The organism is Enterococcus sp. DIV0840 (genome assembly GCF_050527835.1).
GTDB lineage: Bacteria > Bacillota > Bacilli > Lactobacillales > Enterococcaceae > Enterococcus_L > Enterococcus_L ureasiticus.
The window spans coordinates 1,930,204-1,944,976 of the sequence record NZ_CP172876.1 but is presented as its reverse complement, the minus strand read 5'-3'; the positions used below and the strand labels follow the sequence as shown (position 1 = coordinate 1,944,976).

Here is a 14,773-nt window from a genome sequence, read left to right as displayed (position 1 = left end):
AGACCATGGAATTACAATTTTTAGGTACAGGAGCTGGAGTTCCAGCAAAACATCGTAACGTAAGTAGTATTGCTCTAAAATTATTAGACGAAAGAAATGCAGTGTGGTTATTTGATTGCGGTGAAGGGACACAGCTGCAAATTTTAAAAAGTAATATTCGTCCCAGAAAAATCGAGAAAATTTTTATTACCCATTTGCATGGCGATCACATTTTTGGCTTGCCTGGTTTATTAAGCAGTCGCTCGTTCCAAGGTGGAAATGAGAAATTAGAAATTTACGGACCAGCTGGTATTGCGGATTTCGTGCGGACAGCGCTAAAAGTTTCGCAGACGCGTCTTTCATATGATTTAACGTTTATTGAAATCAAAGAAGGCGTTGTATTTTCCGATAAGCAATTCACCGTGACGTGTAAGGCATTAGATCATGGTATTGCGAGCTTTGGTTATCGCATTGTAGAAGCCGATCATGAAGGCGAATTACAAGTCGATAAATTAGCTGCTTTAAATGTTCCCTCAGGTCCAATTTACGGCAAAATCAAGTGTGGAGAATCTGTAGAATTACCAGATGGACGCATAATCAACGGAAAAGACTTTGTAGGTGAAAAAAAAGAAGGGAGAATCGTAACGATTCTTGGTGATACGAGAAAGACACCAAACAGTGTATTGTTAGCAGAAAATGCGGATATCTTAGTGCATGAGAGTACATTCAACAAAGAGGAAGCAAAAATGGCTAAAGCTTATTATCATTCCACAAGTCATCAGGCAGCACAAGTTGCGTTGAAAGCCCAAGTGGAAAAATTAATATTGACACATATCAGTGCTCGTTATTTAACTGGCGATATTATCCAATTAGAAAATGAAGCAAAAGAGATTTTTCCTAACACAAAAATCGTGAAAGATATGGAAATTGTGGAGATTCCATTTAAAGCTGAGTAAGGAGGAGTTAGGATGTATAAAGGACAAGATTTGACGGATAAAGTAGTTGTAGTAACCGGTGGTTCAGCAGGTTTAGGCGAACAAATTTGTTATGAAGCCGCAAAAAAAGGGGCAATCGTAGTTGTTTGTGCTAGAAGAATCAATCTGATCGGTAAAGTAAAGGAAACGTGTGAAGAACTAAGCGGAAAAACAGCATTTTCTTTCCAATTAGATATTTCAGATCCAGAAAATGTAGAGACTGTTTTTGAAAAAATCGAAGCAGAAGTTGGATCGATCGATGTGTTGGTCAATAATGCTGGTTTTGGTATTTTTGAAAATTTCGTAGATATTGATTTGGCCGTTGCTAGAAATATGTTTGAAGTGAACGTTTTAGGTATGATGGTCTTCACTCAAAAAGCTGCGATCCAGATGGCCGAAAGAGGGACTGGACATATCATTAATATCGCATCTATGGCTGGAAAAATGGCCACAGCAAAATCAACTGTTTATTCTGCAACAAAATTTGCAGTTTTAGGTTTTTCTAATGCATTGCGTTTAGAATTAAAACCATTAGGTATTTCTGTTACAACGGTCAATCCAGGACCTATTCAAACAGAGTTTTTTGATAAAGCTGATCCATCAGGTGACTACTTAGCTTCTGTAGATTTGTTTGTTCTGGAGCCTAATAAGTTAGCGAAAGAAATTGTAAATGCCATGGGAACTTGTAAGCGAGAAATAAATCGTCCACGGGTGATGGAAGGTGCATATCGATTATATACGTTATTCCCACATTTAGGAGATTTATTAGCTGGCGGTATATTGAACAAAAAATAATTTATCTAGTTGTGCGGGCTAGTCTATCAGAAAAAAGCAGCTTAGTCATAGTTTCCTATTTTCCTGTTGAGACTGAACGAGCCTGCTACATTTTTAGAATGAGGAGGAAATAAAACATGAAAAATCAGTGGCGTGTCGTTATCGGTCTTGTTTTAGTACTAATCGTTGTCATTTTCGCAGTGTTAAATAATCAAACAGTCCCTGTTAGCTTTGGTTTTGCGAAAATCTCTGGTCCATTGATTCTTATTATTCTGGGATCGGCAATTGTTGGTGCATTGATTGGTCTTTTAACGTCAACAACAACGATGTGGAAACAGAAAAAACAAGTGAAGGAATTACAGAAGGATATCGACGTTTATAAAAACGATGCAGATAAATTAGCGCAAGAAGAAGTCGAAAAAGTAAAACGATCATATGAGAATCAGTTAGCTGAATTACAAGCAAAATACGATGCAGCAGCCTCTCAAGTACCTATCGCACCAGTTGCCGATTCAGAGCCTGTCGGCAGTCGTGTCGATCATTTTACAAAACCAAGAAGTAGTGAAGAAGAAATATAAAGCTGAAAAAGCAAAGATAAAGCAGATACAGTTTATCTTTGCTTTTTAATTTGTTGATTTTTAGGATACTTTCTTTAGTTTTCCCATCGTATTTGATATAATTACTTGGTTAGGAGTGACGTCGTGAAAAAAGCAAAATATACATGGCAATTACGGGAAAAAACAGAATTGCCAGAAGAATTTTCAACTATACTAACAAATGAACAGATCAATCCTTTACTAGGCCAAATTTTATGGCATCGTGGCATTCAGTCCAAAGAAGCGTTGGAAACATTTTTACGTCCTACTGTGGAAAATCTTTATGACCCTTTTTTAATGCATGATATGGAAAAAACTGTAACAAGGATTCAAGATGCTGTAGCCCAAGGTGAAAAAATCTTGGTTTACGGAGATTATGATGCAGACGGTATTACAAGTACCACAGTTATGAAAGAAGCAATCGAACTGATTGGCGGAGAAGTAGAGTACTTCTTGCCTAACCGATTTATTCAAGGTTATGGACCAAATCTAGCTGTGTTTAAAGAACAAATCGAAAATGGCGTCCAAGTGATCATCACGGTGGATAATGGTGTAGCAGGGCATGAAGCTATCAATTATGCAACAGAACAAGGTATTGATGTTATTGTAACAGATCACCATGAACTACCACCAGAATTACCAAACGCGTTTTCAATCATTCATCCAAAACATCCGCAAGGGCACTATCCTTTTGGAGAATTAGCTGGGGTAGGGGTTGCTTTTAAAGTTGCAACAGCTTTACTGGGAGAACTACCTACTGAATTTCTTGATTTAGTTGCAATTGGTACAATTGCCGATTTAGTTTCACTGACAGATGAAAATAGAGTACTTGTCAAAATGGGACTGGAAATGATTCAAAATGGTGAAAGAATCGGCTTAGATATCTTGATCCATCTAGCTGAACTCAAAAAAGAGGCCATTAGTGAAGAAAATATCAGCTTTATGATAGCACCTCGATTGAATGCATTAGGTAGATTAGGAGATGCAACTCCTGGTGTGGAATTGATGACAACATTTGATGAAGAAGAAGCAGAGCGAATCGCGACATATATCAACAGCCAAAATGATGAAAGAAAAGAAATCGTTGCGACTATCACTAAAGAAGCTTTTGAACTTATTGATCCAACTGATCCAATTCATATCGTTGCAAAACAAGGTTGGCACGAAGGCGTTCTTGGGATTGTTGCCGGAAGAATCATGCAAGATACTGGGAAACCGACGATCGTCCTTACAATCGATGAAAAAAACGAATCAGCTAAAGGATCCGGCCGTAGCGTCTCAGCGTTAAATTTGTTTGATGCATTAAGTGAAATTCGTGAGGAGTTTACTCACTTTGGAGGTCATCACATGGCTGCCGGTATGACATTGCCCGTGGCCAATATCGCTAAAGTAAAACAACATCTAGTCCATTACCTAGAAATAAACCAAATCGACTTATCTCAAGGACAAGAGCTGTTGATCGATGAGTCATTAAAAGTTGAAGAAGCAACGATTCCATTTATTCAGCAATTAAAAATTCTTGCACCGTTAGGAACAGATAATCCTGTACCTAATTTCTTATTTGAAGATGTCTCAGTTGAGCAAAGCCGTCAAATCGGAGCAGATAAAAGTCATCTGAAATTCCAAATAAGTCAAGGTGGCACTAAATTAGATGCGATTGCCTTTCAAATGGGCAATCAAGTAGATGAATTTGGGCAAAGAACAACGAATATCGCAGGACAATTGTCGATCAATGAATGGAATGGAAATAAAAAACCGCAATTGATGGTCAGTGATTTTTCAGTAGATGGCGTTCAATTGTTCGATTTGCGAGGAAAAAATGCTCGTCAAAAAGAAATACCTTCAGCAAATACGCTATATATTTATTTTAGTGCAGATAGCCAAAAATTGATCGATGATCAAACCAGTCATCAACATTTGTTTACCACAGTTGCTGAAGCCGTAGCAACGATCGAAGCAACGAATAGCCAGCAACTTGTTTTTGTTGACTGTCCTGATGATATTGATTTATTAAAACAAATCACACAAGCTGGAAAAATCGAGCGTGTTTACATGATGGGAATATCTCAAGAAGAGGCCTATCTAAATGGAACAGGAACAAGAGAACAATATGCCCAACTATACAAATTTGTGAGACAACAAGAACAAGTAGATGTTCGTTATAAACTAAATGTCGTAGCTCAACATTTAAAAATACAAGAAAAACTATTAATTTTTATGATTCAGGTGTTTTTTGATCTAGGATTTGTTACAATAGAAAACGGTGTTTTAAGAAAAGTTGAGAGTCCTGAAAATCATCCATTAACGGAAAGTAAGGTCTATCAAACTCGCTTAAAAAGAATCAAAACAGAAGAGTTTTTGTTATACAGCGATCGTGAGACATTACAACAATGGCTGTGGCATGAGGAGGAAGTATAAAAAATGGATTTAAAAGATTATATTGCTAGTATTCCAGATTATCCAGAAAAAGGCGTTATCTTTAGAGACATCTCACCGTTGATGGCAAATGGTGAAGCGTATCGTGAAGCAACAAAACAAATTGTTGATTACGCAAAAGAAAAAAGAATCGATATGGTGGTAGGTCCTGAAGCACGCGGCTTTATCGTAGGATGTCCTGTGGCCTATGAGTTAGGTGTTGGTTTTGCTCCTGTCCGTAAAAAAGGGAAGTTACCTCGTGAAACAATCGAAGTAACTTATGACTTAGAATACGGTACAGATACATTAACACTTCATAAAGATGCGATTATTCCAGGACAACGAGTATTGATTTGTGATGATCTATTAGCAACTGGTGGAACAATCAAGGCTACTATCGAATTGATTGAATCCCTTGGTGGAATTGTTGTCGGTTGTGCATTTCTGATTGAATTGATGGACTTGCATGGACGCGACAAAATTACTGGATATGAAATCGTTACATTGATGGAATATTAAAAAAGATCTTTGCTCAGGATTTTATCCAGAGTAAAGATCTTTTTTTATTTGTTTTGCGGAAAAATTATTTCTATTTTGATTTATGGATATTTGCGATATATATAATGTTGATGTTCATTTTTCTTTTTTGTATGGGTGTATCTTTTCTCGTCCCACAGCATGAACCATATGATAAATAGAGGGCTAACAATAAGTAAAGCGGACTGTAACCCTAATGTTCCTAAGAAAATACCAATAATCAATACAACAAATAATAACCCGCCACGACGAACTGCTTTCATTCTTAATCACCTCATAATTTTTATCGAACAAACGTTTGTATAGTTATTATACGAATGTTTGTTCGGTTTGTAAAGAGATAAATATAAAAAAAGGTACTTCTTTTTTGATTGATCAAAAAAGAAGTACCTTAAAGCCTTAATATATAAGGGTTTTGTAATATTTTAAGTATAAAGTAAAATTGAAAAGAACATGAAGCCAGCTCCCAACATGACGAACAAGTGCCAAACTACGTGCATAAAGCGAACACTTTTCAAGCTATAAAACGCAGCACCTAATGTATAGGAAACGCCTCCTGCAACTAATAATGCAATACCTGTAGGACCTAAAGAGTCATACAATGGTTTTGCAGCAGTAATACAAAGCCAACCCATAATAATATATATGATAGTAGAAACGTTTTTAACTGTTTCTTGTTTATGTAGTGTCAAAGATTTATATACAACACCGCTGATTGCCATCACCCAGATAAGCACGAACAATAACCAGCCAAGCCAGCCTTTGATACTTAGTAAACAAAATGGAGTATAGCTTCCGGCAATCAATAAGAAAATAGAACTATGATCAAAAACTTGGAAAACTTTTTTTGCTCTAGTGAAAATCAAACTGTGGAATAAGGTCGAAGCTAAAAATAAGAGAACTAGAGTTGAACCGTAAATAGCATAGGAAACAACATGAGCAGCTGAACCAAGCCGTGCACCTTTAACGAGTAGAATAACTAATCCTGCAATACTTAATCCAGCCCCGATCCCGTGAGTCACTGCATTAAGAACTTCATTTAAGATCATATATTTTTTGGAGAATTTTACTTTTTCCAAGAAATCAACTTCCTTCATTTTAATTTGGTGAAAAATAATTCTTTGTCTGTTATAATAAAAACAGACATTTAAGCCTCAAAAGTATTTTACCACGAATTGAGGTTGTTTTTAAAGAAAGAGTGATAAAATTATGACAAATGTTAAAATTGTGACTGATTCTTCTTGCACAATGCTGAAAAGTGTACGCGATGATTTGGATATTCAAATGATGCCTTTATCTGTGATGATCGACGGCGTAGTTTACGCTGATGACGATCATTTAGAAGGCGAACAGTTTATGGAATTGATGAGTACAGCAAAAGCATTACCTAAGACGAGCCAGCCGCCAATCGGTGAGTTTGTGGAACTATATGACCGCTTAGGTGCTGACGGCAGCGAAGTAATTTCGATTCATATGACAAAAGGTTTGAGTGGTACGGTAGAAGCAGCTAGACAAGCTGGAAATCTAAGCTCTGCTAATGTTACTGTAATTGATAGTGATTTTACTGACCAAGGCTTATCATTTCAAGTGATCCAAGCAGCTAAACTTGCTAAAAACGGCGCAAGTGTTCCTGAAATTTTAGCTGAAATCAATCACGTCAAAGAGAATACAAAGCTATTTATTGGAATATCTACACTAGACAATCTAGTTAAAGGTGGCCGGATCAGCCGAGCAACCGGACTTTTATCCAGTATTTTTAATATGAAAGTGGTCATGGATTTCGACAATACAGAACTGATTCCAGTTGCTAAAGGTCGAGGAATGAAAACATTCAATAAATGGTTTGATGAACTAAAAAATGAATTAAGCACTTTGTCAAATGTTCGCCAAATCGGTATTTCTCATGCTGATGGATTAGAGTTAGCGAATGGATTTAAAGAAGGTCTACAAGCGCTATTCCCTGATATGGAAATTCCTGTATTGCATACAAACCCTGTAATCGCAACTCATACGGGTAAAGGTGCTTTTGCTATCATGTACTATACAGACTGAGTTTTGAGCAGATCAAACTGATCTGCTTTTTTTAATAAAATTTTTATAAATTTTACTGTACAAATGGACTTAAAATAGAGATAATTTACTTTATTAGAAATAAAAAAGCCAAATACTGTAGATCAACGAATTATTGAGTTCTTCGTGATTCACAGCAAAGGAAGGGATACAATGAAATTATTTTTCAAAAAAAATTGGTCAAGCTTTGCCCTCTTTTTCGTCACAATCATTGGCGTTTTTTTACTATTGATGGTGGCTGTTCCTAAAGCTAAACCGATTTTAGGCTCTGGGACAACGCAAATAGCGAAAAGTGAAACAAAAGAGGTGATTCACTACACCGCAATTGGAGATTCGTTGACAGAGGGAATTGGTGATTTAACGAATTCAGGTGGATTCGTTCCTTTAGTAGCTAAGGATTTGCAGGAGGAGTACCATTTAAATGGTGTCCAAACTGATAACTTTGGTAAAAATGGTGATCGTAGTGATCAAATTCTTAAGCGAATCAAAAAAAATAAAGAGATTCAAGAGGGCTTAGCTTCAGCAGATATCATTACGTTGACGGTCGGCGGGAATGACTTAATGAAGGTGATTAAAGGAGACGTATTTCGTTTAACTAAAAATTCATTTGAGAAACCACTGAAAAATTATCAAAAAGAAGTAGAAAAACTACTTACAGAAATCCGCAAATATAATGTAGATGCACCCATCTATGTTCTAGGAATTTACAATCCATTTTATCTTTATTTTCCTGATATTACAGAAATGCAGGAGATAGTGGACAGCTGGAATGACGGAACTGTAGACATTGTTAAAGCAGAAAAAAATGCCTATTTTATTCCGATCAATGACTTGCTTTATAAGGGAGCAGGAGATGAAGTAGGGATCGTCAGCAGTGAAGATATAGCTTCTGGCACAGCATCAAGTAGTGAGCAAGATATCAAAAACAATGCGTTGTATGAAGAAGACCACTTTCATCCCAATAATTTAGGGTATCAAATCATGGCAAGCACCGTTCGGGACGAAATGGTAAAAACGCAAGATAAATGGCTAAAAAAAGGAAGTGAGTGATACAAATGATCAATGAACCTGAAGAAAAAAAAGAAGTGAAGAAAACAAATAAACGCAGAAAAAAAGCTCCTGAAGCAAAAAAAACAATCAATCATTGGAAAGTAGCTTTCATTGTTTTGATTGCACTAATTATCGGAAGTGTGGCATTTGTTTTTGTAAGAGTCACTCAAGTTCGTGAACCAAACTATAAACCTGTTCCAGAACTAGTGGAAAAAGACGGCACACCAGTCATAGCGATTCAGTCAAAGAAAAAACAAATAAATGCATTGATCGATTTTTATCTTAGCGATTTCCAAAAAGGATCAGACATCACCTATAAATTCTATCTAGAAAACGAAGCGATGTTAAATGGTACTTTTAAAGTCCTTGGACATCCGATTCAGTTTTATCTTTATTTTGATCCTTATGTAATGGATAACGGCAATGTACAATTAAAAGCAAAAAGCTTATCTATTGGAACCTTGGGCTTGCCAATGAAAGAAATTCTAAAATTTGTCCAAAGAGATTACAAATTACCGAACTGGGTAGAAGTAAATCCAGATGATAGCACTGTTTTACTACGTTTAGATCAGTTTAGAATGCAAAACGGGTTGTTTATACGAGCAGAAAAAATCAATTTAGTGGACGATGATATTCGTATGAATATTTACTTGCCAAAAGATAGTAATGACACCACATCTGACAAAAAGGAGGAGTCAAATTGAGCGAAAAAGCATTTTTTGCCGGCGGCTGTTTTTGGTGTATGATACAGCCCTTTGATACGCAGCCAGGAATCCACTCAGTCACTTCTGGCTACACAGGCGGACATGTTGCTGATCCTACGTATGAACAAGTGTTAAGTCATACGACAGGCCACACTGAAGCCGTTGAGATTCAATTTGATCCAGCAATAATGCCTTACGAGAAATTAGTTGAAATATACTGGCAACAGACAGATCCAACTGATGCTTTAGGTCAATTTGAAGACCGGGGTGATAATTATCGCCCGGTGATCTTCTATACAAGTGAGGAACAGAAAAAAATTGCCGAAAAAAGTCGTCAAGCGTTGCAAGAAAGTGGCCGCTTTAATGAGCCTATCGTGACAACGATCGAACCTGCAGCAGTTTTTTATCCAGCAGAAGACTATCACCAAGACTTTTATCAAAAAGACCCTGAGCGCTACGAAGATGCACATACAAATCGAGCAAATTTTATAGAAAAGAATTGGTGACTATATGAGAAGAAGCTTTTATCACTATTTAATGACACTAAGAGCCCCTAGGAAAACAGAAGAGAGCCAATTCGCAAATGATGCTGCCAAAGATATTCAGTTTCCTAAACAATCTGAAGATTATCATGAATTGTCGAGTTATTTAGAAATGAATGCTGATTACTTAACAAATATGCACATTTTTGATGACTTATGGGAAAAATATGTAGAAAACAATAAATAAAAAAGAAGGAAAGGCAAAGAAAGCTTTTCCTTCTTTTTTTTTCATGGTAAACTGGAAAACATGCAATGATAACTTTACAGAAAGAGATGACTATATGAAAAATAAAAGACAAATACCTTTTCATCAATACATTATTTCGATTGCTTGTGTTGCTTTTTTGGCAGGTGGCGGCAGCTATATTTATTTTGACTACCAATACAAAAAACAATTAGCTAGTAGTCCAGCTCAAAATAGTGAGTTGAAAAAGGTTGATAATCTATATAATGAAATCGTCAATAATTATGTAGGAAAAGTTGATGAAAAAAAATTAATTGATGGAGCACTAAAAGGTATGACAGAAGCCTTAGATGATCCGTATTCAAGTTATTTAAATGAGCCAGAAGCAGACGAACTAGATCAAAGTCTTGCAGGGAGTTTTGAAGGAATTGGTGCAACAATGACAATGACTGACGAGCTTCCAACTGTAGCACAGGCGCCGATCGAAGGTTCTCCTGCAGCAAAAGCTGGAATCAAAGCCAATGATACGGTATTAAAAGTTGACGACGACGAAACAAAAGGAAAAACGCTTTCTCAAGTTGTCAGTAAAATCCGTGGAAAAAAAGGAACCGAAGTTCGTTTAACGATTAAACGAGGCGAAGAAACTTTTGAATTGAAACTAATACGAGATACGATTCCGATTGAGACAGTTAAAGGTGAATTAGATAAAAAAGACCCTTCAATCGGTTCTATCAAAATCACTTCTTTTGGCGAAAATACCTATAAGGAATTACAAGATACAATCAAAACTTTAAGAAAAGATGGCGCTAAATCTTTTGTGATCGATGTGCGCCAAAATCCTGGCGGCTTACTTGATCAAGTCGAAAAAATGGCAAGCATGTTCCTTGAAGATGGTAAAACAATCGTTAAGTTTGAGGACAAAAACGGTAATACAAGTGAAGATGTTGCTTCTAGTGATTTAGATGGCGGCTTTAAAGTAACCGAACCAACAGTTGTTTTAGTTGATGAAGGCAGTGCTAGTGCTTCTGAAATTTTCGCGGCAGCCTTAAAAGAATCTGGCAATAAAAAAATCATCGGAACCAAGACCTTTGGTAAAGGAACAGTTCAAACCGTTAAAAATTTGAACGATAAGAGTGAAATTAAATTAACTGTCCTAAAATGGTTAACGCCAAAAGGCGAATGGATTCACAAAAAAGGGGTAGAACCAAACATTAAAGCTGATTATCCTGACTTTGCTTATTTATCACCGATTTCTAGAGATAAAACTTTAAAAACTGGAGATTCTTCACCCGTTGTCAAAAATGTCAATGCTTTATTAAAAGCACTTGGTTATGACGTTAATGCTGATACTAGCGATTTTACAGAGCAAACAAAAGCGGCTGTTAGTGCGTTACAAACGGACAATAACCTTCCAGTTACAGGCGAAGTAGACAATGAAACGGCTGCTCAGATCGAAGTTGAGATTGGAAAAAAAATCAAAGATAATGATCAAGCCTATGAAGCTGGTATAAAAGAAATTCAAAACGAAAATAAAAAAGACTAAATGAATCTGGTGTGGAAAAATGGCTATAGCTAAAAAAAATGGCCTTTTCGCACCAATTTCACGTTTTACTAAGATTTGGTTTAATTTTTCCTTTAAAATAGTCGCTTTTTCTAGTGTTTTTCCTTTATAATAGATTCAGTAAGAAAAAGGGAGAGAAAATGGTGGAAAAACGAAAAACTTATATTGGCTATTTTATTTTTTTCATGAAATTACTCATTCCTTCCCTAGTACTGTTATTTATACTAAGAGGCTTTATTTTGATTCCAGTACCTGTAGATGGAAATTCGATGGAGAAAACTCTTAGTCAAGGTGATATGATTGCGATGGAAAAGTTTTCGTCGATCAAGCGTTTTGATGTAGTAGTTTTCAAATTACCGAATGGAACAAATTATATTAAACGTGTGATTGGACTACCTGGAGAGGCTGTTCGGTATGAAAATGATCAGCTTTATATAAATGAAAAGCCCATTGAAGAACCGTTCTTAGAAAAAAACATAAAAAAAGATCACGAGACAGCACCTTACACGACTAATTTTAATTTGAGTGACCTTACGACAGAAGATGTTTTACCCAAAGATAGTTATTTTGTATTGGGGGATAATCGACGAATGTCAAAAGATAGTCGATCCTTCGGAGCTGTTGAAAGTAAATATTTTTTAGGAAAAGCTCAATTTGTATACTACCCAATAACACATATGAAATTCATACCAAGATAGGTGATAAAATGACAATACAATGGTTCCCAGGACACATGGCCAAGGCCAGAAGAGAAGTATCAGAAAAAATTAAATATGTTGATATTGTTTTTGAATTGATCGATGCAAGACTACCCCTTTCATCCCGAAATCCAATGATGGATCAACTAGTTCAACAAAAACCTCGTTTGATTTTGCTTAATAAAGGTGATTTAGCTGATAAAGAGCAAAACCAGAAGTGGCAGCATTATTTTCAGGAAAAAGGGTATCACACGTTGATTATTAATTCACAACAAAATAAAGGCGTTAACAAAATCGTTCCTGAAGCAAAAAAAGCATTAAAAGAAAAACTTGATCGTGAACGTTCAAAAGGATTGAAACCACGCGCCATCCGTGCGATGTGCATCGGGATTCCAAATGTCGGTAAGTCAACTCTGATGAATCGTTTAGTCGGAAAAAAAATCGCACAAACAGGGAATAAACCTGGCGTAACGAAAGGTCAGCAATGGCTTCGTTCTGGGACTGATTTAGAGCTATTGGATACACCAGGAATCTTATGGCCTAAATTTGAAGATCAAGAAATCGGTAAAAAGTTAGCATTAACTGGAGCAATTAAAGATCAATTACTTCATCTAGATAATTTAGCGATATATGGATTAACATTTTTTTCACGTTTTTATCCGGAGCGTTTGGTTGAACGCTACAAGCTAACACAAGAGGAAAGTTTTTTACCAGGAGCTGAACTTTTGATGCTAATCAGTCAAAAGCGTGGATTTCGTGACGATTATGATCGAGCCAGTGAAATGATCATTCAAGAAATCCGCAGCAGTAAATTGGGGCCGTACACTTTAGATCGTTGGGAAGAATTAGGAGCTACAAAAGATGAAAACTGAGTCAATTCAGCAAATTAAAGCAACCTTAGCCACTATTGATAAAAGAGATGATGAAAGAGTCCAGTTGTGGCAAACGGACGAACGTAGCGGTGTTCAACAAGCTCTAGCACAATGGGATAGAAGGATTCAGCGTCATGAAAAAGAATTAGCGTTGTTTGAAGAAATGCAGCAATTTGAAAATAATGCACGAGCTAAAGGACATCGTTTGATTGTAGGGATCGATGAAGTAGGGCGTGGACCGTTAGCAGGACCCGTTGTTGCGGCAGCCGTCATTCTTCCTGAAAATTTTCAACTTCTTGGGGTAAATGATTCTAAAAAGCTATCTGCGAAAAAAAGAGATGAACTGTATAATGAAATTCAAAATCAAGCGATTTCAATTGGAATCGGTATGGTGGATCACAACAAAATCGATGAAATCAATATTTATCAAGCCTCAAAACTAGCTATGGGGATAGCGTTAGAAGATCTTTGCTTTGTTCCAGATTATTTGTTGATCGATGCAATGAAGCTAGATGTTAGAATTCCTCAAGAAAGTATTATTAAGGGCGATGCTCGTTCGATATCGATTGCTGCAGCAAGTATTGTTGCTAAAGTTATTCGTGATCGTTTGATGGAAGACTATGCTAAAATGTATCCGGGATATGGATTTGAAAATAATGCTGGGTATGGTACAAAAGAACATTTGCTAGGCTTGGATCAACAAGGAATTTGTACAATTCACAGAAAAACGTTTGCTCCAATCAAAGATATGTGTTAAAAAAATAGAAAACACCTTTTTTTGCGAATACTTACTATAACAAGTATTTGTGAAGGAAGGTTTTTTTATGGAAGAAAAGCAACGAGATCTACTTTTTAAATTAGCGGTTTGTAACGGTATTGGCAATTTAGGAATGTTAAAAGTTTTAGACTTTTCAATGAAATACAATAATAGTACAGACTTTTCAAAAGAAGAAATTATTCAAATCGCAGGAATTACGACGTATCAAAAATTATTTTCTGAATCATGGGATCATTGGACAAACGACCTAGAAAAATTAAAAGAATACCAAGATCAACACACCTTTATTACGATAGTAGATCCCATTTATCCTTATTACTTAAAACAAATTTATAATTGTCCTGTATTGCTATTTTATAAGGGGAATATCGAGCTTTTAGAAAAAAATTGTATGTCTTTTATTGGCGCAAGGGCTGCTTCTGTTTATGGTATTAATGTTGCGCGACAACTGATTCCTGAAATGATCAGCAATAATTTAACCATTGTTAGCGGATTGGCTAAAGGAATCGATAGCGTTAGTCATCAAGTCGCAATGCAACATGGTGGAAATACGATTGGTGTCATTGGGACAGGACTTGATATTTGTTATCCAAAAGAAACCGCACATATTCAGCGCAAGATGATGGATGAACAGCTAGTAATCAGTGAATATCCTAACGGTACGGGACCTAGAAAATATCATTTTCCAATGAGAAACAGAATCATTGCTGGAATGAGTCTAGGTACTTGTGTGATTGAGGCAAGAAAAAAAAGTGGTTCTTTGATTACAGCTCAAGCTGCTTTAGAGTATGGTCGTGAAGTTTTTGCAGTACCAGGTAATTTATTTGAGTCTCAATCTGATGGCTGTCACGGCCTCATTCAAGAAGGAGCCAAATGTACAATTTGTCCACAAGATATTCTAGAAGAAATTCAACTTTTTTCGATTTAACTGTATCAATCCTTGACAAACCTGTGATGAATAGATATGATGAAGTACGATTTGTGAGTTCTCTACATTTTGATATATATAATAGAAGAAACACAAAAACGAAAGGAGCCA

General features: G+C 36.2%; 17 protein-coding genes. 15 read left to right on the top strand and 2 right to left on the bottom strand.

Going from position 1 to position 14,773, the window contains the following annotated elements; genetic code table 11:
- The first annotated feature begins 5 nt into the window (after positions 1-5).
- From rnz to IGL98_RS09260, 5 genes are all read left to right on the top strand, one after another.
- The gene (gene rnz / locus IGL98_RS09280) at positions 6-935 is read left to right on the top strand and encodes a ribonuclease Z (RefSeq protein WP_206842506.1); all 930 of its coding nucleotides are present in this window, start codon (positions 6-8) and stop codon (positions 933-935) included.
- 12 nt (positions 936-947) lie between these two features.
- Positions 948-1,748 (top strand): SDR family NAD(P)-dependent oxidoreductase, encoded by an 801-nt coding sequence (locus tag IGL98_RS09275; RefSeq protein ID WP_206842505.1) that lies wholly within the window; start codon positions 948-950, stop codon positions 1,746-1,748.
- A gap of 116 nt (positions 1,749-1,864) precedes the next feature.
- Positions 1,865-2,305, top strand: a complete 441-nt coding sequence (locus tag IGL98_RS09270) for a LapA family protein (protein WP_206842504.1) — start codon at positions 1,865-1,867, stop codon at positions 2,303-2,305.
- A 123-nt stretch (positions 2,306-2,428) separates the two neighbouring features.
- Entirely contained in the window at positions 2,429-4,741 is a 2,313-nt protein-coding gene (gene recJ / locus IGL98_RS09265; RefSeq protein ID WP_206912162.1) for a single-stranded-DNA-specific exonuclease RecJ, read from the top strand.
- A 3-nt stretch (positions 4,742-4,744) separates the two neighbouring features.
- A complete protein-coding gene (locus IGL98_RS09260) occupies positions 4,745-5,257 on the top strand; it encodes an adenine phosphoribosyltransferase (RefSeq protein ID WP_069644738.1) in 513 nt (170 codons plus the stop codon).
- 80 nt (positions 5,258-5,337) lie between these two features.
- Here the strand turns inward: IGL98_RS09260 and IGL98_RS09255 are convergent, their stop codons facing one another.
- Positions 5,338-5,538, bottom strand: coding sequence for a hypothetical protein (locus IGL98_RS09255; RefSeq protein ID WP_206842502.1), 201 nt, complete (start codon positions 5,536-5,538; stop codon positions 5,338-5,340).
- 162 nt (positions 5,539-5,700) lie between these two features.
- Positions 5,701-6,354 (bottom strand): PAQR family membrane homeostasis protein TrhA, encoded by a 654-nt coding sequence (gene trhA, locus IGL98_RS09250; protein WP_206912161.1) that lies wholly within the window; start codon positions 6,352-6,354, stop codon positions 5,701-5,703.
- 130 nt (positions 6,355-6,484) lie between these two features.
- Between trhA and IGL98_RS09245 the strand changes: the two genes are divergently transcribed.
- From IGL98_RS09245 to dprA, 10 genes are all read left to right on the top strand, one after another.
- Positions 6,485-7,327, top strand: a complete 843-nt coding sequence (locus IGL98_RS09245; protein WP_206842500.1) for a DegV family protein — start codon at positions 6,485-6,487, stop codon at positions 7,325-7,327.
- Between the two features lie 171 nt (positions 7,328-7,498).
- A complete protein-coding gene (locus IGL98_RS09240; RefSeq protein WP_206912160.1) occupies positions 7,499-8,395 on the top strand; it encodes an SGNH/GDSL hydrolase family protein in 897 nt (298 codons plus the stop codon).
- A gap of 5 nt (positions 8,396-8,400) precedes the next feature.
- On the top strand, positions 8,401-9,099 hold the full coding sequence (locus IGL98_RS09235) for a YpmS family protein (RefSeq protein WP_242590211.1): 699 nt from the start codon (positions 8,401-8,403) through the stop codon (positions 9,097-9,099).
- Entirely contained in the window at positions 9,096-9,605 is a 510-nt protein-coding gene (gene msrA / locus IGL98_RS09230) for a peptide-methionine (S)-S-oxide reductase MsrA (protein ID WP_206842496.1), read from the top strand. Before IGL98_RS09235 ends, msrA begins: the two co-directional genes overlap by 4 nt.
- A 4-nt stretch (positions 9,606-9,609) precedes the next feature.
- Positions 9,610-9,828 (top strand): YozE family protein, encoded by a 219-nt coding sequence (locus IGL98_RS09225; RefSeq protein WP_010761347.1) that lies wholly within the window; start codon positions 9,610-9,612, stop codon positions 9,826-9,828.
- Between the two features lie 94 nt (positions 9,829-9,922).
- Positions 9,923-11,368, top strand: a complete 1,446-nt coding sequence (locus tag IGL98_RS09220; protein ID WP_206912159.1) for a S41 family peptidase — start codon at positions 9,923-9,925, stop codon at positions 11,366-11,368.
- 161 nt (positions 11,369-11,529) lie between these two features.
- On the top strand, positions 11,530-12,084 hold the full coding sequence (gene lepB / locus IGL98_RS09215; RefSeq protein ID WP_422851609.1) for a signal peptidase I: 555 nt from the start codon (positions 11,530-11,532) through the stop codon (positions 12,082-12,084).
- Between the two features lie 8 nt (positions 12,085-12,092).
- Positions 12,093-12,956, top strand: a complete 864-nt coding sequence (ylqF, locus tag IGL98_RS09210; protein WP_206912158.1) for a ribosome biogenesis GTPase YlqF — start codon at positions 12,093-12,095, stop codon at positions 12,954-12,956.
- Positions 12,946-13,713 (top strand): ribonuclease HII, encoded by a 768-nt coding sequence (locus IGL98_RS09205; RefSeq protein WP_206842491.1) that lies wholly within the window; start codon positions 12,946-12,948, stop codon positions 13,711-13,713. The genes ylqF and IGL98_RS09205 overlap by 11 nt, the downstream gene beginning before the upstream one ends.
- A 67-nt stretch (positions 13,714-13,780) precedes the next feature.
- The gene (gene dprA, locus IGL98_RS09200) at positions 13,781-14,662 is read left to right on the top strand and encodes a DNA-processing protein DprA (RefSeq protein WP_206842490.1); all 882 of its coding nucleotides are present in this window, start codon (positions 13,781-13,783) and stop codon (positions 14,660-14,662) included.
- Positions 14,663-14,773 lie beyond the last annotated feature (111 nt).